This window comes from Nitrosomonadales bacterium (genome assembly GCA_016716325.1).
In the GTDB taxonomy this organism is placed as follows: Bacteria; Pseudomonadota; Gammaproteobacteria; order Burkholderiales; family Gallionellaceae; genus Gallionella.
The window spans coordinates 1,577,244-1,597,743 of sequence record JADJWO010000001.1; the positions used below are offsets into that span (position 1 = coordinate 1,577,244).

At 57.7% G+C, this 20,500-nt stretch carries 15 protein-coding genes; 14 read left to right on the forward strand and 1 reads right to left on the reverse strand.

Annotation, left to right across the window (positions count from 1 at the left end):
* The first annotated feature begins 95 nt into the window (after positions 1 to 95).
* The 11 genes from tkt to IPM27_07580 all read left to right on the forward strand — a co-directional run bounded on the left by tkt (position 96) and on the right by IPM27_07580 (position 14,713).
* Complete coding sequence (gene tkt, locus IPM27_07530; protein ID MBK9161403.1) at positions 96 to 2,108, forward strand: transketolase; 2,013 nt, start codon at positions 96 to 98, stop codon at positions 2,106 to 2,108.
* A gap of 34 nt (positions 2,109 to 2,142) precedes the next feature.
* A complete protein-coding gene (gene gap, locus IPM27_07535; protein ID MBK9161404.1) occupies positions 2,143 to 3,144 on the forward strand; it encodes a type I glyceraldehyde-3-phosphate dehydrogenase in 1,002 nt (333 codons plus the stop codon).
* 67 nt (positions 3,145 to 3,211) lie between these two features.
* Complete coding sequence (locus IPM27_07540; GenBank protein ID MBK9161405.1) at positions 3,212 to 4,393, forward strand: phosphoglycerate kinase; 1,182 nt, start codon at positions 3,212 to 3,214, stop codon at positions 4,391 to 4,393.
* Between the two features lie 15 nt (positions 4,394 to 4,408).
* Positions 4,409 to 5,857, forward strand: a complete 1,449-nt coding sequence (pyk, locus tag IPM27_07545; protein MBK9161406.1) for a pyruvate kinase — start codon at positions 4,409 to 4,411, stop codon at positions 5,855 to 5,857.
* A gap of 56 nt (positions 5,858 to 5,913) precedes the next feature.
* The gene (locus tag IPM27_07550) at positions 5,914 to 6,978 is read left to right on the forward strand and encodes a fructose-bisphosphate aldolase class II (protein MBK9161407.1); all 1,065 of its coding nucleotides are present in this window, start codon (positions 5,914 to 5,916) and stop codon (positions 6,976 to 6,978) included.
* Between the two features lie 183 nt (positions 6,979 to 7,161).
* On the forward strand, positions 7,162 to 7,596 hold the full coding sequence (locus IPM27_07555) for a prepilin-type N-terminal cleavage/methylation domain-containing protein (protein MBK9161408.1): 435 nt from the start codon (positions 7,162 to 7,164) through the stop codon (positions 7,594 to 7,596).
* On the forward strand, positions 7,596 to 8,186 hold the full coding sequence (locus tag IPM27_07560; protein ID MBK9161409.1) for a GspH/FimT family pseudopilin: 591 nt from the start codon (positions 7,596 to 7,598) through the stop codon (positions 8,184 to 8,186). Before IPM27_07555 ends, IPM27_07560 begins: the two co-directional genes overlap by 1 nt.
* A gap of 14 nt (positions 8,187 to 8,200) precedes the next feature.
* Positions 8,201 to 8,623: a hypothetical protein gene (locus tag IPM27_07565; GenBank protein ID MBK9161410.1), complete on the forward strand. Its 423-nt coding sequence runs from the start codon at positions 8,201 to 8,203 to the stop codon at positions 8,621 to 8,623.
* Between the two features lie 16 nt (positions 8,624 to 8,639).
* Positions 8,640 to 9,716, forward strand: coding sequence for a PilW family protein (locus IPM27_07570; protein ID MBK9161411.1), 1,077 nt, complete (start codon positions 8,640 to 8,642; stop codon positions 9,714 to 9,716).
* Complete coding sequence (locus tag IPM27_07575; GenBank protein MBK9161412.1) at positions 9,716 to 10,348, forward strand: pilus assembly protein PilX; 633 nt, start codon at positions 9,716 to 9,718, stop codon at positions 10,346 to 10,348. The genes IPM27_07570 and IPM27_07575 overlap by 1 nt, the downstream gene beginning before the upstream one ends.
* A gap of 21 nt (positions 10,349 to 10,369) precedes the next feature.
* Complete coding sequence (locus IPM27_07580) at positions 10,370 to 14,713, forward strand: hypothetical protein (GenBank protein ID MBK9161413.1); 4,344 nt, start codon at positions 10,370 to 10,372, stop codon at positions 14,711 to 14,713.
* A gap of 59 nt (positions 14,714 to 14,772) precedes the next feature.
* Here IPM27_07580 and IPM27_07585 read toward each other — a convergent pair whose 3' ends face one another.
* On the reverse strand, positions 14,773 to 15,663 hold the full coding sequence (locus IPM27_07585) for a LysR family transcriptional regulator (GenBank protein ID MBK9161414.1): 891 nt from the start codon (positions 15,661 to 15,663) through the stop codon (positions 14,773 to 14,775).
* 167 nt (positions 15,664 to 15,830) lie between these two features.
* Between IPM27_07585 and IPM27_07590 the strand changes: the two genes are divergently transcribed.
* The 3 genes from IPM27_07590 (at position 15,831) to IPM27_07600 (ending at position 20,492) form a co-directional block, all read left to right on the forward strand.
* Positions 15,831 to 17,243 carry a ribulose-bisphosphate carboxylase gene (locus IPM27_07590; GenBank protein ID MBK9161415.1) on the forward strand — a complete coding sequence of 471 codons (1,413 nt, stop codon included), beginning with the start codon at positions 15,831 to 15,833 and terminating at the stop codon, positions 17,241 to 17,243.
* A gap of 114 nt (positions 17,244 to 17,357) precedes the next feature.
* A complete protein-coding gene (locus IPM27_07595; GenBank protein ID MBK9161416.1) occupies positions 17,358 to 18,161 on the forward strand; it encodes a CbbQ/NirQ/NorQ/GpvN family protein in 804 nt (267 codons plus the stop codon).
* A gap of 63 nt (positions 18,162 to 18,224) precedes the next feature.
* On the forward strand, positions 18,225 to 20,492 hold the full coding sequence (locus IPM27_07600; protein ID MBK9161417.1) for a VWA domain-containing protein: 2,268 nt from the start codon (positions 18,225 to 18,227) through the stop codon (positions 20,490 to 20,492).
* Positions 20,493 to 20,500 lie beyond the last annotated feature (8 nt).

The following is a 20,500-nucleotide window of genomic DNA, read 5'->3' on the forward strand; positions in this document are numbered from 1 at the left end:
GTTGCCCTAATTGGGGGGCTACGGCATAATCACCCGCTCAAACGCAAACTTAATACATCTCAATAATCCCAAAAAAATTTCAGGAGGCATCGGAAATGTCAGCAGCGCGTAATGTAACCCCACCAAAATACAACGACATCACAGGCGCAATCCGCATGCTGGCAGTCGATGCCGTCCAGAAAGCTAATTCCGGTCACCCGGGAGCTCCGATGGGCATGGCGGAAATCGCCGATGTGCTGTGGAACCGTTATCTGCGTCACAATCCGGCCAACCCGAAATGGCCCGATCGCGACCGTTTCATCCTGTCCAACGGCCATGGCTCGATGCTGGTCTATGCACTGCTGCACCTGTCCGGCTACGACCTCCCGATCGACGAGCTGAAGCGTTTCCGCCAGATGCATTCCAAGACTCCGGGACACCCTGAGTACGGTTATACCCCTGGTGTGGAAACTACCGGAGGTCCGCTCGGTCAGGGTATCACTAATGCAGTGGGTATGGCGATGGCCGAGAAGCTGCTGGCCAATGAATTCAACAAGCCCGGCCACGAGATCGTCAACCATAATACCTACGTATTTCTGGGCGACGGCTGCATGATGGAGGGCATCTCGCATGAGGCCTGTGCACTGGCGGGTACCTGGGGGCTGGGCAAGCTGACCGCGTTCTGGGATGACAACAACATTTCCATCGACGGCCACATAGACGGTTGGTATACAGACGACACAGCCAAGCGTTTCGAAGCCTATGGCTGGCATGTCATCGCCGACGTGCAGGGTCATGATCCCGAGGCGATCGACGCTGCCATCAAGGCTGCGCATGCAGTCACTGACAAGCCGACACTGATCTGTTGCAAGACCGTTATCGGCGCGGGTTCCCCCAACAAGGAAGGCACACACGACGTGCACGGCGCTGCACTGGGCGATGCAGAAGTCGCCGCGACCCGTGAGCATATCGGCTGGAAATATCCTCCGTTCGAGATTCCCGCACATGTCTACGAGGCATGGGATGCGCGCACCAAAGGCGAAGGGCTGGAAAAGCTGTGGAACAACAAGTTCGCCGAATACAAAAAAGCATTTCCGAAAGAAGCTGCCGAGTTCGAACGCCGCGTCAAGGGTGAACTGCCGGCCAACTGGGCGGCCCATGCAGCCGAGTTCATCGCCAAGACCAACGAAAAGGCGGAGACCGTTGCCACACGCAAAGCATCGCAAAACGCCATTAACGGATTGCAACCTGCGTTACCGGAGTTCCTTGGTGGATCTGCCGACCTGACCGGTTCCAATCTGACCAACTGGACGGGCGCGCACCATGTTTCCGGCAAAAAGCCCGGCAACTACATCAGCTATGGCGTGCGCGAGTTCGGTATGTCGCACATCATGAACGGTATGGCACTGCACGGCGGTTTCCTGCCGTTCGGCGGCACCTTCCTGATGTTCTCCGAATATGCCCGCAATGCATTGCGCATGTCGGCGCTGATGAAACAGCGCGTGATCTATGTGTTCACCCACGACTCCATCGGTCTGGGCGAAGACGGTCCGACCCACCAGCCGGTCGAGCAGACTGCCACGCTGCGTTACATCCCCAACATGGAGGTCTGGCGTCCGTGCGACACCGTTGAGTCCGCCGTGGCATGGGTTGCTGCAGTCGAGCGCACCGACGGTCCTTCCAGCCTGATCTTCAGCCGCCAGAATCTGGCGTTCCAGAAGCGTGATGCGGCGCAGATCGCCAACATCCGCAAGGGTGCATATGTTCTGTCCGAAGCAGCGGGTGGAAAGCCGCAGGCCGTGATCATCGCTACCGGTTCCGAAGTGTCGCTGGCATTGAGCGCACAGACGGCGTTGGCGGCGGAAGGGGTCAATGTACGGGTGGTTTCTATGCCGTCGACCAATGTGTTCGACAAGCAGGATCAGGCCTACAAGGACAGCGTATTGCCCAAGGGCGTCAAGCGCGTCGCGGTCGAGGCTGGCGTGACCGGCGGTTGGTACAAGTACGTGCTGGACGGTGCTGTGGTCGGCATGGATACCTTCGGCGAATCCGCTCCGGCCCCCGAACTGTTCAAGCACTTCGGCTTCACGACGGAGAATGTCGTCAAGGCCGTGAAAAGCGTACTGTAAATAACACCTTTAATTACTAAACGGGAGAAAAGCAATGGCTATCAAAGTTGGCATCAATGGTTTCGGTCGTATCGGCCGCATGGCGTTCCGCGCAATTGCAAAGGACTTTCCGGAATTTGAAGTGGTCGCTATCAACGACCTGCTGGACGCGGACTATCTGGCATACATGCTGAAATACGACTCCGTGCATGGCAATTTCAAGGGTGATATCAAGGTTGAAGGCAACAGCATGGTGGTGAACGGCAAGAAAATCCGCCTGACTGCCGAAACTGACCCGACAAACCTGAAGTGGACCGAAGTCGGTGCTGAACTGGTTCTGGAATGTACCGGTTTCTTCCTGGACGAAGAAGGCTGCAAGAAGCACCTCGCAGCAGGCGCAAAGAAGGTCGTGATCTCCGCTCCTTCCAAGGACAAGACCCCGATGTTCGTGTACGGCGTGAATCACACCGCCTACAAGGGCGAAGCCATCGTTTCTGCCGCTTCCTGCACCACCAACTGTCTGGCACCGGTCGCCAAAGTGCTGAACGACAACTGGGGCATCAAGCGCGGCCTGATGACCACCGTGCATGCTGCCACAGCGACCCAGAAAACTGTTGACGGTCCGTCCAAGAAAGACTGGCGCGGCGGCCGCGGCATTCTGGAGAACATCATCCCCTCCTCCACTGGCGCAGCCAAGGCGGTAGGCAAAGTGTTGCCAGAGCTGAATGGCAAGCTGACCGGCATGGCGTTCCGCGTGCCGACTTCCGACGTTTCCGTGGTCGACCTGACCGTCGAGTTGAACAAGGAAGCCAAGTACGAAGACATCTGCGCGGCAATGAAGGCGGCATCGCAGAATGGCGACATCAGCAAGACGCTGGGTTACACCGACGAGAAGGTGGTTTCGACCGACTTCCGCGGTTGCGGCTATTCGTCGATCTTCGATTCCGAAGCCGGTATTGCACTGGACGGCACTTTCGTGAAGATCGTTGCCTGGTACGACAACGAGTACGGGTACACCTGCAACATGATGCGTTTCGCATTGCATGTAGCCAAGTAATCCACAAAGACAAGGGCTGGCTGTGCCAGCCCTTTCAGCTTCTATCGTCTGTATATAAGGAAAAATCATGTCTGTGATCAAAATGACCGACCTGGATCTCAAGGGCAAGCGCGTCCTGATCCGTTCCGACCTGAACGTCCCCGTCAAAGACGGCAAGGTAACTTCCGATGCGCGGATTACTGCTTCCATGGCAACCATCAACGCCGCACTGAATGCCGGCGCAAAAGTTATGGTGACTTCCCATTTGGGCCGCCCGGAAGAAGGTGTTTATTCCGAAGAAAACTCGCTTAAGCCTGTGGCTGACACCATTGCCAATAAACTGGGCAAGCCCGTGCGCCTGATCAAGGATTGGGTGGATGGCGGTTTCAGTGTTGCCGATGGCGAACTGGTGCTGCTGGAGAACTGCCGTTTCAACAAGGGCGAGAAAAAGAGCAACGACGAACTGTCGAAGAAATACGCTGCACTGTGCGATGTGTTTGTGATGGACGCGTTCGGTACCGCGCACCGCGCCGAGGCATCGACTCACGGTGTCGCCAAGTTTGCACCCGTGGCGGCTGCGGGTATCCTGCTAACTGAAGAACTCGAGGCCCTGACCAAGGCGCTGTTGAGCCCTGCACGTCCGATGGTTGCCATCGTCGGTGGCTCCAAGGTCTCCACCAAGCTGACCGTGCTGGAGTCGTTGTCCGAGAAGTGCGAACAGCTGGTAGTGGGCGGTGGTATCGCCAACACCTTCATCAAGGCGACCGGCGGTAACGTCGGCAAGTCTTTGTGCGAAGGTGATCTGGTTCCGACTGCTCAAGCGCTGATCGAAAAAATGAAACAGCGCGGCGCCAATATTCCCATCGCCGTGGACGTGGTGTGCGGCAAGAAATTCGACGCCAATGAACCGGCCGTGCTGAAGAATGTGGGCGAAGTGGCGGATGACGACATGATCTTCGACATCGGTCCCAAGTCAGCTCAGGAACTGGCCGACATCATCATGAAGGCGGGTACCGTGGTATGGAACGGCCCCGTTGGCGTGTTCGAATTCGACCAGTTCGGTGATGGTACCAAGACCATTGCCAAGGCGATTGCCGAAACCAAGGCGTTCACCCTCGCGGGTGGCGGCGACACGATTGCGGCAATCCAGAAATACGATATCTATGACAAGGTGTCCTACATTTCTACCGCGGGCGGTGCTTTCCTTGAATTCCTCGAAGGCAAGACCTTGCCTGCCGTGGCGATTCTGGAAGAGCGCGCCAAACAATAACCAACCAGGAATTACATGCTGCGCAGAACCAAAATAGTTGCAACGCTGGGGCCCGCCTCCAGCGACCAGAAGGTATTGGAACAAATGATCCGCGCCGGAGTCGATCTGGTGCGGATGAATTTTTCACATGGCTCGGCACAGGATCATATGGAACGGGCGGAAACGGTCCGGGCTGCAGCGCTTGCTGTGGGTCGTACCGTGGGTATCCTGGCCGATCTGCAGGGGCCCAAGATCCGTGTGCGCAAATTCGAGAACGACAAGATCGTGCTGAAAAAAGGCGCGACCTTCATTCTGGATGCCGCGCTGGAAGGAAACGGCAATCAGGAACGTGTCGGACTCGACTACAAGGATCTGCCCAAGGATGTAAGCCAGGGCTCCATCTTGTTGCTGAACGACGGCATGCTGGAATTCGAGGTGGTCGAAGTCCGGGGGCAGGAAGTCGTCTGTACGGTCATTCGCGGGGGCGTGCTTTCCAACAACAAGGGCATCAACCGCAAGGGCGGCGGCCTGACCGCGCCGGCGCTGACCGACAAGGACAAGGAAGATATCAAGACGGCCGCAATGATCAAGGCCGACTATCTGGCGATATCCTTTCCGCGTACCGGCGATGACATGCGCTATGCGCGTGAACTGATGGAGGCCGCAGGTGGGAAAAGCATGCTGATGGCCAAGATCGAACGTGCCGAAGCCATCCCCGTGCTGGACGACATCATCGATGCATCCGACGCCATCATGGTGGCGCGCGGAGACTTGAGTGTGGAGGTGGGCGACGCGGCGGTACCGGGACTGCAGAAGCGCATGATCAAGATGGCGCGTGCCAAGAACCGGCTGGTCATCACAGCGACCCAGATGATGGAGTCGATGATCACCCATCCAATCCCGACGCGCGCCGAGGTTTCTGATGTGGCCAACGCGGTTCTGGATGGAACAGATGCGGTGATGCTGTCGGCCGAAACGGCCGTTGGCGATTATCCGGTTGAAACCATCGAAGCGATGGCGCGCATCTGCAGCAAGGCCGAGCGCGAAGCCGAGGACAATGCCATCGACTGTCGTAGTACAAACCAGAGCTTCTTGCGCATCGACCAGTCCATTGCGATGTCGGCTTTGTTCGCCGCTTCGCATTTCAACGTGAAAGCGATCGTGGCCATGACGCAATCCGGGTCTACCGCCTTGTGGATGTCACGTGTCAACGCGGGCGTGCCGATCTTCGCCTTGACCCCGGTGCCGGAGACGCTTACCAAGGTAACCTTGTTCAGCGGTGTGCATCCGGTACTGTTTCCAAGCTCGGTGAGAAAGACTTCACAGGAGCTGATTGATGCCGAACTGCAGCTGGTGAAAATGGGTTATCTGGAAGAAGGTGACCTGGTCGTGGTGACCGTAGGAGAAGCCGTGGGCAAATCTGGGCATACCAACACGATGAAAATCGTGAGGGTGGGCGATCACCGCAAGAACAGCATCCAATAAAGTTATGACAGAAGCAGCAGTACGAATCAGTATTTTCATTTAATCAGGAGGAAAAAATGGCACTTGTATCCCTACGTCAACTACTCGATCATGCGGCGGAAAACGGTTATGGCCTGCCCGCGTTCAACGTGAACAATCTGGAGCAGGTCAAGGCCATCATGGAGGCGGCCGACGAATGCAACAGCCCGGTGATCATGCAAGGCTCGGCAGGCGCGCGCAAATATGCGGGTGAGCCGTTCCTGCGCCACCTCATCGAAGCTGCTGTGGAAATGTATCCGCACATCCCTGTCGTCATGCACCAGGATCACGGCGCCTCCGAAGCGGTCTGCATCAACGCCATTCGTTCCGGCTTTTCCAGCGTGATGATGGACGGCTCGCTGATGACCGATGGCAAGACACCTTCCTCCTTCGATTACAACGTCAACATCACCCGCAGTGTCGTGAACATGTCACATGCAGTCGGTGTCTCCGTCGAAGGTGAACTGGGCTGTCTGGGCTCGCTGGAAAGCGGTATGGGTGAGAAGGAAGACGGTCACGGCGCAGAAGGCGAACTGAGCCACGACCAACTGCTGACCGATCCTGATGAAGCCGCCGAATTCGTCAAGTTGACCCAGGTAGACGCTTTGGCGATCGCCATCGGCACTTCACATGGCGCGTACAAGTTCACCAAGCCGCCCACTGGCGACACGCTGGCGATCAGCCGCATCAAGGAGATCCATGCGCGCATCCCCAACACCCACCTGGTGATGCACGGTTCATCCTCGGTGCCGCAGGAATGGCTGGAGATCATCAACCAGTTCGGCGGTGCGATGCCCCAGACCTACGGTGTACCGGTCGAAGAGATCGTCGAAGGCATCAAGCACGGCGTACGCAAGGTGAACATCGATACCGACCTGCGCATGGCTTCCACCGGCTCGACCCGTCGCTATCTGTCGCAGAATCCCAAGGACTTCGATCCACGCAAGTTCCTTGCTGAAACCACCAAGGCGATGCGCGCGATCTGCAAGGCTCGTTACGAAGCCTTCGGATCCGCAGGTATGGCCGGGAAGATCAAGCCGATCTCGCTGGACTCGATGGCGACCCGCTACAGCAAGGGTGAGTTGAACGCAGTCATCAAGTAACTTGCATTAGAGCAGCAAACAGGAAAGCGGCCCTTCGGGCCGCTTTCTTTTTTCATGAATCAAAAACCGTCTGGCCATTAGGTGAAACCGCTTGTCAGTAATGACCTTCCTCTGGTCGGACGTCGCTGGAAGCGGCAGAACGAGATGTCTAACATCCGCACTCAGTCGACTAAGGAGAAAATCATGAACAAACAGAAGGGATTCACATTGGTAGAACTGATGGTGGTAGTCGCCATCGTTGCGATTCTGGCAGCCGTTGCCGTGCCGGCATACGGTAACTATGTGCAGCGCGGCAAATTGACCGAAGCAATGACAGAGCTTGCGGCGATGCGCGTGAAACTCGAGCAATACTATCAGGATAGCCGAACTTATGAGGGAGGGTGTACTGCCGGTACTGTGGCGCCTTTGCCGACAGGCACCAAATATTTCACCTACGACTGCCCTATCCTGACGGCCTCTGCATTTACGGCGCGTGCGACAGGCGTGGCAGCCGAGGGGGTGGGCGATTTCATCTACACCATCGACCAGAACAATACCAAAGTGACTGACGATGCGCCGGCAGACTGGACAGGAATCCCGGCAAACTGCTGGCTCACCAAACAAGGCCAGACATGCTGATGGAGCGCAAACAACGCGGCGTGACCATGATCGAATTGCTGATCGCGATCGTGATCATGGGCCTGCTCATGACCATGGGCATGCCCGCGTTTAACCTGTGGACGCAAAACATCCAGACCAGAGGTGCGGCGGAATCGATACTGAATGGTTTGCAACTGGCGCGCACCGAAGCGGTAAGACGCAATACAAACGTGCGCCTCGATCTGACGGACGCCACTGGGGTCGTGTCCTGGACGGTAGGCTGCGTCACGGTGACGGCAGATTGCCCGGCGAACATCCAGAGCTACAGCAACGAGGCCGGCAAGAATGCCCGTGTAGGTGTAAGCGTGGCAGCACTCCCCGCCCCCATCCCCGCCAATCATTTCGATGTGCCGCTCACGATCGGTAACGGATTGCCCGCAGGCGTCACGTTCGACGGGATCGGACGCATGCCTGTCGCCAACATCGGCGCCGACATTTCCCGGATTGACGTGATGAATGCGGCCAATGCCAATGCCAGACGCATGGTGATCGTGGTCGAGGTCGGCGGCCAAGTGCGCATGTGCGATCCGGCGTTGCCGCGCGCGACCAATCCGCAAGGCTGTGCATGATGAGGATGCGAACTATGAAATCACTCGAGAACAGGCAACGGGGCGCAGTGATCCTGGAGGCATTAATCGCAATGCTGCTGTTTTCGATCGGAATCCTGGCCATCATCGGCCTGCAGGCCGCGTCGATCAAGAACGTCGCACTGGCGAAATATCGAACCGACGCCAGCTTGCTTGCCAATCAGGCGATCGGTCAGATGTGGGTCGCAGACAAATCAAATGCCGCCCTCGTTGCCAATTTCGGCAGCCAGGCCGGCGCGGGTTATATCGCCTGGGCAAGTTCAGTCGCGCAGACGCTGCCGGGTGTTGCGGGAGTGCCCGCGAATGCGCCGACCATCGCCATCGACGCGGACAACAATGCGAGCGTCACGGTGTTCTGGCAGGCACCGGACGAGGCCGCCTCGCACAATTACACCGCCATTGCAGTGATCAGAAACTAGACGGAAGAAGGCGCACATGTCACCCATCATTCAGAACAGACATCGGAACAGCGGTTTCAGCCTGGTTGAGATCATGGTCGGCATGGTCATCGGTTTGCTGAGTACCATTATCGTGATGCAGGTGTTCGCCACGTTCGAAGGCCAGAAAAGAACTACCACAGGCGGTTCGGACGCGCAGACCAATGGAGGTGTGAGTCTCTACATCATCGAGCGCGACATCCGCATGTCGGGATATGGGCTGGGCGAGGCGACAGGCTGCGCGTTGAAAAGGTCGTTCAACAACGCGGCGCTGGCCGATCTGATGCTGGCCCCCGCAACCATTGTGGACGGAGCAGGCGGGTCGACGGACAGCATCACCGTCCTTTCCGGGAACAAATCCAGCTGGAGCCTGCCGGTCAGAGTCATCGCGATACACAACCAGGCCGACACGCAGATCAACGTCAGCGCCACGCTGGGCATGTCGCAAGGCGACCTGCTCATTGCCTACGAAGGAAGCACGCCGCCCAACTGCACCCTGTTCCAGGTCGATAACGCAGACCCGGTGCTGAATCCTGTCATACATGCTGCGGGTAGCTGGAACGGCAATACAGCGATATTCCCCGCCACCTTCTCGACCGATGCATTGCTGATGAACGTCGGCAGCCTGTTGTCCCACACCTACTCGGTGGATGCGAACAACAATCTGGTGCTGACGGATTACATCTCCGCAACGAATACCAATAATTCCCAGATCATCTCCTCGGATGTGGCGAGCCTGCAGGCGCAATACGGTTTCGACACGCGTGCCGGCGTGCAGACGGACTCACAGGTCGATACCTGGAGCGCCGCCATGATCGACGCCGACGCGAGCGGTACGGTAGGCGACGCAGGAGACGTCAACCGGATCTATGCGATCCGTTTTGCCATCGTCGCACGCAACGGCCTGATGGAAAAACCGAATCCGGCAACAGGTGTTTGCGACACCACTACAGTTGGCCCGTCTTGGGCTGGAGGAGTCATCAATCTAGCGGCAGACGCCAACTGGATGTGCTATCGCTACAAGACTTTTGAAACAATCGTGCCATTGCGCAACATGCTCTGGAGAAACAGCTAATGAAAAAACAAAATATAAACGCCGGGCGGCAGAGAGGCGTGGTGCTGATCATCACGTTGATCGCGCTGGTTGCGATGACCCTGGCCGCGATCGCGCTGATCCGCTCGGTCGATACCGGCAACGTCGTGGCCGGCAACATGGCCTTCAAGCAGGGAGCCGTTCTGGCCGGCGATTCCGGAACCGAAGCCGCCATCAACTGGCTGTCGGCAATCGCGGGAGTGGCCGCATCACAAGCGGACATCCCTTCCAGCGGGTATTACGCGACCAGCCAGGAAACGCTGGACATGACCGGCAACAGCGGCGACCTGACCCGTCCCAGGGTCGACTGGGACAAGGATAATTGCGGCGGACTCGCGGTGCCCGCCTGCATCGAACCGTCGCCTTTGATCGCCGCCAATGCGGCCGGCTACGAGGCCAGGTACGTGATACACCGGCTCTGCCCGGCAGCCGGGCTGGCGAACAATTGCGCCTCCACGGCGACAACGGTCGCAGGCACCAGTTCCGGCGCCAAGGACTACACCACCAAGGGCGGCCTGAGCGGCGAGGTGCAAGTGGAATATTACCGGATCACCACGCGTGTCCGCGGGCCGCGCAACACCACCAGTTTTGTCGAAACCATTGTATTTTTCTAGCCTATTACGGCAGGAGGACATATGAAAACCACCCTTAAAACTGCGCCGCTGGGTCTTGCGTTGCTGCTGGGGTTGAGCATGAATGCACAGGCGGCGCTGACGGATATTTCCAATTCGCCGCTGGCCTCCGGGGGGGTCTCGTCGGTCAAGCCGAACGTGCTGTTCATCCTGGACGATTCCGGCAGTATGGGTTGGGAATACCTGCCGGACTCGGTCAACAACAACAAGAGCAAGTTCTGTTATCGCAATGCCTACTACAACGGCGTCTATTACAACCCCGACATCACCTATTCGCCGCCGGTATATGCGGACGGATCCTCCTATCCGAACTCCGTTTTTACCGCCGCATCGACGGACGGCTTTACCACTGGCGCAACGACCAAGAACCTGGCCAGCCAGTTCCGGACCGGCAGCGACAGCTCGGACCAGCCGGCTTACTACTATAAATATACCGGGGCGACCCCGGCTACGCCGGTCCGCGGCACCTGCTATTCCGACGGCAGTTATACCAAGGTGGTTGTCAGTACGACATCGGGACCGGCAGCGAATCCCGACGAGCGCGAGAATTTCGCCAACTGGTACAGCTATTACCGTGACCGCTTGGCCACCATGAAAACGGCGGCCGGCCAGGCGTTCAAGGACATAGACAGCAGCTTCCGGGTGGGCTTTACGACCATCAGCTACACGGGAGTGAGTTCCACGGATGCGCGGTTCCTGAACATTGCCGATTTCAATTATGTCGGCGACGGCACCGGCCAGAAGGAGAAATGGTACAAGAAACTGTACGATGCGCAGACCATCAGTGCTACGCCACTGCGCGCAGCCTTGGCCAAGGCGGGCCGTATCTATGGCGGCCAGTTGCTGACCGGCGCGAACGACCCGGTGCAGTATTCCTGCCAGCAGAACTTCACCATCCTGTCCACCGACGGTTACTGGAACACCAACAATGAATCCAGCAGTTACGGTCCGGACAAGCTCAATGGCAGCACCAATGTCGGCCAGCAGGATGGCGCCGCGCCGCGTCCCCTGTACGACGGCGCGAGCCAGCAGAAATCGACCAGCCAGACAAAGAAACGGCAGGACAAGATATCCGAGTCCACCAGCCAGTTGCAATACCGGACGACCCAGATCCAGCAACGCACCCAACAGATCCAGCAGGCCAGCGGTTCAAACCAGAAGGTGACCGGTCAACTGTATCGCCTGCGCTCCTATGATTCCGGTGTCACATGGGAGGACTGGAATGACAAGAACAGTTGCTCCATAGATTCCAGCGGCTCACAACAGGATCAATGCGTGACCGGCAGTCTGGAAAAAAGAACCTCGAGCAATTCCGGCAGTACCTGGAGCTCATGGTCCAGCGCCACCGGTTGCGTGATAGACGACAGCGGTAGTAGCCGGAAAGACTGCCGGCTCATCCAGAACTGGGTGAACAGTGCTTCATGCACCCCGACCAATGATGGTACGGATTATTGGAGCGGCTCATCGTCAGTGGATTGTCAGACCAACCTGGGGGCATGGAGCAATGTGTCCAGTTGCACACCTTCCGCGACCGTTTCCTGCCAGACGACCGATACCGGCTGGGTGAACGTGACTTCCTGCACGGCCTCGGGTCCGACCAACGGGCAGACCATCACCTGCCAGATCGCCGATACCGGTTGGGTCGGCACGGACGCCTGCACGGCGGGCACTTCGGGGGGCGCAACCACCACCTGCCAGACGAACACCACGGGACCGACCTATGTCTCCTCGTGCACGCCGCAGACAGCTTCAGTAAGCAATAACTGGCTGACCCGCACCTGTACCACGACTTCAGTCCTGGCGCCGACCCCGGTGGCTTCCTGTACGCCCGAGGCGCCCACTTCGGGCAACAGCTACGTGACGACATCGTGCGATACCGTGACGACCGGCCCGACCACCACCACGTCCTGTGTCGCGGCCCTGCCGGATGCATCCAACAATTACACCACGACCACCTGCACCGCCGGCACGGGGGGGACTTCGGATTCCCTCGCGGACGTGGCGATGTACTACTACCAGACCGATCTGCGTACCACTGCGCTCGGCAATTGCACCGGCGGGCTGGGCACCGACGTATGCGAGAACAACGTGCCGGGCAGCGGCGACGACGTCAACCAGCAGCAGCACATGACGACCTTCACGCTGGGGCTGGGCGTGGACGGTACGCTGGGCTATGCCGACAACTATCTGTCGGGCGGCTCGGCCGATTTCAACGCGATCAAGCAGGGCACCAAGAACTGGCCTGACCCGATCTCCAATAGCGGAGCGGAGCGGATCGACGACCTGTGGCATGCCGCGGTCGACGGGCGCGGCGTCTATTACAGCGCGCGCGATCCGGGCACCCTGGTGAGCGGGATCAGCAATGCGCTGTCCGGCGTCACGGCGCGCACCGGTTCTGCTGCCGCAGCGGCGACCAGTAACCTGGAGCCGGTGGCGGGCGACAACTTCCTGTTCATCGCGCTGTACCGCACCAACTACTGGGACGGCGACCTGCAGGCCAAGACCATCGACCCGCAGACCGGTGACGTTTCGGCAGACCCGATCTGGACGGCGCAGCCGCTGCTGGACGTCAAGGTGGGGACGACGACCGATACGCGCACCATCTACACCTACGACGGAAGTACCGCCAACAACCTGAAGCCGTTCCTCTACGCCAGCCTGAGTGCGACCGAAAAAGCCTATTTCGCCGACATGTGTACCGTGCCGATGAAACTGTCGCAATGTCCGACGCTGATCTCCGACGACTCGACCAACAGCACCACCAATGCGACGGATGCATCCGGCGCCAATCTGGTCAATTTCCTGCGCGGACAGAAAGGCAACGAAGGCACGATCTACCGCACCCGCGAACACGTGCTGGGCGACATGGTCACGTCCCAGCCGGTCTATGTCAGAAAGCCGCCGTTCAAGTACGTGGATGCCGGCTATGTGTCGTTCCGGGACACGGTACAGGCGAGCCGGACCCCGACGGTCTATGTGGCAGCCAACGACGGCATGGTGCATGCATTCAACGGCGATACCGGTCAGGAGCAATGGGCGTACATCCCGCCGATGGTGATGAACAACATGTACCGCCTGGCAGACGAGAACTACAAGGCCAACCACCATTATTATGTGGACGGTTCACCGACAGTCGCGGATATCTGTCCCAATGCGCCTGCCGCGACATGTGCCGATACCGAATGGAAGACCATCCTGGTGGGCGGATTGAACGCCGGCGGCCGTGGTTATTACGCACTGGACGTGACCGATCCCGCCGCACCGAAGGCGCTGTGGAATTTCACCACGGCAGACGACCCTGACCTGGGATACAGTTTCGGCAACCCGCTGGTGGCCAAGCGCAAGGACGGAACCTGGGTGGTCGTGCTCACTTCCGGGTATAACAACGTGCTACCCGGTGACGGCCAGGGCTATCTCTATGTGTTGAATGCCAATGACGGCACGCTGCTTGAAAAGATCGGAACCGGGGTTGGAAGCACCTTGTCGCCAAGCGGTCTGGCGAAGATCAATGTGGTCGTCACTACGGACACGGACAATACCGCCCTGCGTTTCTACGGTGGCGACCTGCTGGGCAATCTGTGGCGCTTCACGCTGGATTCGGCCACGCCGCCCGCAGCGGCCGTTTCGACCAACGGCACGGCGGTATTGCTGGCCGAGCTGGGGGCGATCAACGGCGCGGGGGTCCAATCCATTACCACGAAGCCTGAATTGACCGTCGTACCCTACGGTGGCGTCGATTATCAGGTGGTGATGGTCGGCACGGGACGCTATCTCGGCATATCCGACAAGGGGAATCTGGATCAGCAATCGGTCTATGCGATCAAGGATACCTTGTCTCCGGTGGGGCTTGGTCAGGCGAGGACAACCGGCCTGCTGGTGGAGCAGACACTGACCAATTTCACCGGCCCCGGCGGCGAGCAGTTGCGTACGACATCCACGACCCCGGTCAATTGGTCAACCAAGTCCGGCTGGTACATGGATTTCGATCCGGCCGGCAGCTCGCCGGGTGAGCGCGTGAACGTCGATGTGCAGTTGCAACTCGGTTCGCTGACCGTTGCGACCAACGTGCCGAGTACCAACACCTGTACGGTGGGCGGTTATTCGTTCCTCTACAATCTGGATTTCAAGAGCGGCCAGTATCTTCCGACGGCATCGTTGCAAACTGCCGGCAAGCGGCTCGCCTCCAATGCGATGGTGGCGGGTATGAACACGATCCGTTTGCAGACCGGCAAGGTGATCACGATCATCACGGATACCGGCGGCAACATCACTTCGCAGGAAACGCCCACCGCCACCGGCGGGGGTGGGGGTGTGACACGGAAGGCGTGGCGTGAATTGATCCAATAAGCGCTAGGTATTCTGGAAAAGAGCGGGCAATGCCCGCTCTTTTCATTTGCAGAGGCGTTTCATAGCAAGCCGGAAAGCAAGAAGTTCTTGAAAGCCATCGCCGCGCCGGACAGGCGTTTGTTGCTGCGGTGCGCGACAAACCAGTGGCGTAGCAGCGGGAAATGCTCGACGTTAAGTACCACGAGTCGTCCGGTCTCCAGTTCCAGTTCGATGCTGTGCAGTGACAGGATGCCGAGGCCCATGCCCGCCTGCACGGCCTGCTTGATCGCCTCGTTGGTCTCCATCTCCATGCTGATGCGCGGCTGGATGTGATGCTTTGCGAATACGCGTTCCATTGCGCTGCGCGTACCCGAGCCCATTTCACGCGACAGGAAGGTTTCCTGCGCCAGTTGCGCGAACTTGACGCGCTTGAGGCGGGCGAGCGGATGGTCGGGCGCAGCGATGACCACCAGCGGATTGTCCATGAACGACTCGGCGCTGATGTCCAGTCCGTCCGGCGGTTGTCCCATGATGGCCAGATCGGTGTTGTTGTCGGCGAGTTGCTTGAGCACCGCATCGCGGTTGGCAACCTGCAGAATGACGTTGATATTGGGGTGCTGCTGACAGAAACGCGCCAGTAATTGTGGCGTGAAATAGTTGGCGGTGTTGACCACCGACAAGGTCAGCCTGCCATGCCCCAGGCCTTTCATCTCATCGAAGAGCGATTTCATTTCAGCGAGTTGCTGGCCGATATTCCGCGCATAGTGGAACAGTTCGCGCCCCGCCTCGGTCAGGTAAAGTTTCTTGCCCATCTGCTCGAAAAGCGGCAGTCCGATATTCTCTTCGAGCTGCTTGATTTGCATGGACACGGCGGGTTGCGAGAGGTATAGTTCCTCAGCGGCGCGCGAGTGGTTGAGGTGGGCAGCCACCTTTTCAAAAACCTGAAGTTGTCGCAAAGTAAGATGCAGCATGCGTGAGCGAGGTTTGATTTATAGGTGGGCATTCTAAACCATAAGCAACTCTTATGGACTCTATAAAAACAATTGACTATCCCTTATGCTTTGAGGCCTCTATAGTGACAACCGTTGTAGAGGCGTAGTGGTTTCTGATATTCAACGTAAACACAGGAGAGGAAGCAATGGATCAATCGAATCGTTATGCAAATCTGAGCCTCAAGGAAGAGGATCTGATCAAGGGCGGCAAGCACCTGCTTGTCGCATATAAACTGATACCGGCCAAGGGCTACGGCTTCCTGGAAGTGGCTGCCCACGTGGCCGCCGAATCGTCGACCGGTACCAACGTGGAAGTCTCCACGACCGACGACTTCACCCGTGGCGTCGACGCGCTGGTTTATGAAGTGGACGAGACTGCGTTCGGTGATGACCCCGTCAAGGGCGGCGGTCTGATGAAGATCGCCTATCCGGTCGATCTGTTTGATCCGAACCTGATCGACGGCTACTACAACATCTCTCACATGTGGTCCCTGATCCTGGGTAACAACCAGGGTATGGGTGATCACGTCGGCCTGCGCATGCTGGACTTCCTGGTGCCTGAGTGCATGATCAAGAAGTTCGATGGCCCAAGCGCTGGTATCGCCGATCTGTGGCGCGTGCTGGGCCGTCCTGAAGTGGATGGCGGCTACATCGCCGGTACCATCATCAAGCCCAAGCTGGGCCTGCGTCCGGATCCGTTTGCCAAGGCATGTTACGATTTCTGGCTGGGTGGCGACTTCATCAAGAACGATGAGCCTCAAGCAAACCAGGTCTTCTGCCCGATGGAAGTGGTCATTCCCAAGGTTGTTCAAGCGATGGACAAGGCTCAGCAGGAAACCGGCCAGGCCAAGCTGTTCTCGGCTAACGTGACCGCTGACTTCCACGGCGAGATGATCAAGCGTGGCGAGTACATCCTCAGTGAGTTCGCAAAGATCGGCTCCGAAAAGCATGTCGCCTTCCTGGTTGACGGCTTCGTGACAGGCCCCGCAGGTGTAACGACAGCCCGCCGCGCGTTCCCGGACGTCTTCCTGCACTTCCACCGCGCAGGTCACGGTGCTGTGACTTCCTACAAGTCGCCGATGGGCATGGATCCGCTGTGCTACATGAAGATCGCACGTCTGTCCGGCGCTTCCGGCATCCACACCGGCACCATGGGCTACGGCAAGATGGAAGGCCACGCCAAGGAAACCGTACTGGCGTACATGATCGAGCGTGACGAGTGCCAAGGACCTTACTTCTACCAGAAGTGGTACGGCATGAAGCCGACAGCACCGATCATCTCCGGCGGTATGAACGCGCTGCGTCTGCCAGGCTTCTTCAAGAACCTGGGCCACGGCAACGTGATCAACACCTGCGGCGGCGGCTCGTTCGGCCACATCGACAGCCCGGCAGCTGGCGGTATCTCTCTGGGTCAGGCGTACGAGTGCTGGAAGACCGGAACAGACCCGATCGAGTACGCGAAGACCCACAAGGAATTCGCCCGTGCCTTCGAGTCGTTCCCGAAAGATTCGGACAAGTACTTCCCGGGCTGGCGCGAGAAGCTGGGCGTTCATAAGTAATCCCAGGCTGTATCGAAGCAAAAATAACGCGCCCCCACACGTTGGGGGCGTTTTATTCCAGACGCAATATCCCGCAATACAGAAGCGGGGTTGCATCGAACCAAGGAGTTCACAATGGATAGCAAAGAACAATACAAAGTTCACAAGGAGCCGTTCTATCAGGCTCAGGGCGATGAAGTAGAACTGTATGAAGCGGCCTATGCTGCGCGTTTGCCCGTGATGGTCAAAGGGCCGACCGGTTGTGGCAAATCGCGTTTCATTGAATATATGGCATGGAAATTGAACAAGCCGTTGATCACGGTCGCCTGTAACGAGGATATGACGGCCTCCGATCTGGTTGGACGCTACCTTTTGGATGCCAACGGCACCCGCTGGCTGGACGGTCCGCTGACTACCGCAGCACGCATCGGCGCGATCTGCTATCTGGATGAGATCGTCGAGGCGCGTCAGGACACGACAGTTGTGATCCACCCGCTGACCGACCACCGCCGCACGTTACCCCTGGACAAGAAGGGTGAGTTGATCGAGGCGCATTCTGATTTCCAACTGGTGATCTCCTACAACCCGGGCTACCAGAGCCTGATGAAGGACTTGAAGCAATCCACCAAACAGCGCTTTACCGGATTTGAATTCGATTATCCGGAAGCAAGTCTGGAAGCGGAGATCCTGTCCAAGGAAACCGGCCTTGATATGGAGGTTTGCGGCAAGCTGGTCCTGATAGGCCAGGCCGCGCGCAACCTGAAGGGGCATGGCCTTGACGAGGGAATCTCAACGCGTCTGCTGGTTTACGCTGCCACCCTGATCAGGAATGGGGTCAATCCTAAAGCGGCCTGTCGCATGTCGCTGGTTCGCCCGATCACGGACGATGCCGATATCCGGGATACGCTCGACCATGCGATCGACGCTGCGTTCGGCTAAACAGACCGGCAATCCAAGTCAGCACAACAAGCATGACGATCTCATTGCCTGGAGGTGATATCGATGGTTGATTCTGCCGTGAAGAACGAGAGCTTCGAAAGGTACTGGAAGGAGCTGGGCTGTAATTTTTCCCAGGTAGAAGCGGTCTTTGAGGGATGCATGCGGGAAGCAAGAGCCCTGCTGTCCAATGAAGGACTTGACTCTTACATAGAGAACGCACGCTTTATCGGCAAGATGGGGCGTGGCGCGGAACCTTTGCTGGTCTATCTGGAAGAAGCGCCGGGTGTCGCTGACCTGGTCGGCGAGCAGGCATTGGCCGATCTGCGCGAATTTGCACACTACATGTCCACGCATACCAATTTCAAGGCGATCGTTCCGTTCTTGCAAACCAGCGGTGCCGTGGCCAGATCGTTGCATACCAGCAAGTTGTTCTCCAAGTATGTCGAGATCGTGCGCGACATGATGAATCGAACTTCAGGCTCGGTTCACGGACACCATACGACATTCCCCAGCCCCGGCCTGCCCGATCTTCTCAAACAGGCTCCACGCGTTCTGACGCTGGTACCCATTGAAGGCTTCAAGAACTGGATCGAATACGGTATCCGTTATTACAACGATCATCCCGAACGTCAGATCGAGTATTTCACACTGGAATCGGCCGATTCAAAAGCCGTGTTACAGCGCGAGCGCCATGGCACGTTACTCATCGATAATGAACGCAAGCTTGACATGTATATGCGCGGCCTGTGGAGCGATCACGATCAACTGGTGCCCTATTCGCTGGCTTTTGATGAGCTGACCAAGCCGGCGCCCTACTACGATGAAGAAGGTATCCGGTTGCCGGATGTGTTTGACGACATGGATGGCATCAGCGGTATTGACCGTTATCGCGCAACCTTGGCACACATGGCCGCACACCGGCGCTGGAGCACCAAAATGGTGGTCGACAACTGGAGCCCGTTCCAGCGTCTGGGCGTCGAGATTTTCGAGGATTGCCGGGTCGATTATCTGGCCATGCGAAGGTACCCGGGCCTGAGGCGTTTATTCCTTGCTCTGCATCCAATACCGGATGAAAGCCTGCTGGAGAACACCGAGGTTTCCAGCATCCGCATCAAGCTGGCCATGGTGTCGCGTGCCATGCTGGATCCTGATTATCAATACGAAAATGCCGACATTCGGGAATTTGCCAATCGCTTCCTTGAAGCCATGAAAGACGGCGAAAGCAAAAGTCCTGATATGGCCAGCCTCGCCCTGGCGTTTATTGCCCGCATGCGCAGACAGCAGGATCTTTCACCCAACGTCTATTTCCAGGATACCGAAGTGGATTATCGCGACGATAATCGTCATCTGTGGATTTATATTGAACAGGGCGATGACGAGGACACCACATTCGAGCATCTCGACAAGAAGAAAAAGGAGGAAGAAGAACTGCATTCACTGCCTCCGCGCCATTACGACGAGTGGGATTACACCAACCAGAGCTATCGCCCTGACTGGGTGAGCGTGTACGAAGTGCTGCATCCCGGGGGCAGTGCCGGCAAGATCGACCGACTGCTGGAAAAACATGCTGCATTGGCCAAGCGCATGAAGCGGATCCTCGATATGATCAAGCCGCAGGACAAGGTGCGCATCCGTTATCAGGAAGAAGGTTCCGAGCTGGATCTGGATGTGGCGCTTCGCTCGCTGATCGACTACAAGAGCGGTTCGTCACCCGACCCGCGTATCAATATGAGCCACCGCACGGACGGACGCAACATCGCCGTATCCCTGGTGCTTGATCTTTCCGAGTCATTGGGCGAAAAAGTGCAGGGTACGGGCCAGACGATTCTGGAATTATCACAGGAGGCCGTGTCACTACTGGCGTGGGCTGTGGATCATCTGGGTGATCCATTTGCGATCTCGGGCTTCCACTCGAATACCCGTCATGATGTGCGCTTCCTGCACATCAAGGGGTATAACGAAAAATGGGACGATCAGGTAAAAGGCCGTCTGGCAGCGATGAACGCGGCCTGGTCGACCCGCATGGGAGCGGCCATGCGCCACGCCGGCCATTATTTGAAATCCCAGCCTGCCGACAAGAAATTGCTGCTGATCCTCACCGATGGCCAGCCTTCAGACATCGATACGAAGGATGAGCGCATGCTGATCGAAGATGCGCATCAGGCGGTCAACGAGCTGGATCGGGACGGAATTTACAGTTATTGCATCACACTGGACCCAAAGGCGGACGAATATGTGTCGGACATTTTCGGCAAGCAATACACCGTTGTCGATCATATCGACCGCCTGCCGGAAAAATTGCCGGAACTATTCATTTCATTGACCAAATAGCCATAGAG

What these genes read in the sequence shown, in the direction of transcription:
- tkt (MBK9161403.1), top strand. Translation starts at nt 96, where the DNA reads ATGTCAGCAGCGCGTAATGTAACCCCACCAAAATACAACGACATCACA.
- gap (MBK9161404.1), top strand. Translation starts at nt 2,143, where the DNA reads ATGGCTATCAAAGTTGGCATCAATGGTTTCGGTCGTATCGGCCGCATG.
- IPM27_07540 (MBK9161405.1), top strand. Translation starts at nt 3,212, where the DNA reads ATGTCTGTGATCAAAATGACCGACCTGGATCTCAAGGGCAAGCGCGTC.
- pyk (MBK9161406.1), top strand. Translation starts at nt 4,409, where the DNA reads ATGCTGCGCAGAACCAAAATAGTTGCAACGCTGGGGCCCGCCTCCAGC.
- IPM27_07550 (MBK9161407.1), top strand. Translation starts at nt 5,914, where the DNA reads ATGGCACTTGTATCCCTACGTCAACTACTCGATCATGCGGCGGAAAAC.
- IPM27_07555 (MBK9161408.1), top strand. Translation starts at nt 7,162, where the DNA reads ATGAACAAACAGAAGGGATTCACATTGGTAGAACTGATGGTGGTAGTC.
- IPM27_07560 (MBK9161409.1), top strand. Translation starts at nt 7,596, where the DNA reads ATGGAGCGCAAACAACGCGGCGTGACCATGATCGAATTGCTGATCGCG.
- IPM27_07565 (MBK9161410.1), top strand. Translation starts at nt 8,201, where the DNA reads ATGAAATCACTCGAGAACAGGCAACGGGGCGCAGTGATCCTGGAGGCA.
- IPM27_07570 (MBK9161411.1), top strand. Translation starts at nt 8,640, where the DNA reads ATGTCACCCATCATTCAGAACAGACATCGGAACAGCGGTTTCAGCCTG.
- IPM27_07575 (MBK9161412.1), top strand. Translation starts at nt 9,716, where the DNA reads ATGAAAAAACAAAATATAAACGCCGGGCGGCAGAGAGGCGTGGTGCTG.
- IPM27_07580 (MBK9161413.1), top strand. Translation starts at nt 10,370, where the DNA reads ATGAAAACCACCCTTAAAACTGCGCCGCTGGGTCTTGCGTTGCTGCTG.
- IPM27_07585 (MBK9161414.1), bottom strand. Translation starts at nt 15,663, where the DNA reads ATGCTGCATCTTACTTTGCGACAACTTCAGGTTTTTGAAAAGGTGGCT.
- IPM27_07590 (MBK9161415.1), top strand. Translation starts at nt 15,831, where the DNA reads ATGGATCAATCGAATCGTTATGCAAATCTGAGCCTCAAGGAAGAGGAT.
- IPM27_07595 (MBK9161416.1), top strand. Translation starts at nt 17,358, where the DNA reads ATGGATAGCAAAGAACAATACAAAGTTCACAAGGAGCCGTTCTATCAG.
- IPM27_07600 (MBK9161417.1), top strand. Translation starts at nt 18,225, where the DNA reads ATGGTTGATTCTGCCGTGAAGAACGAGAGCTTCGAAAGGTACTGGAAG.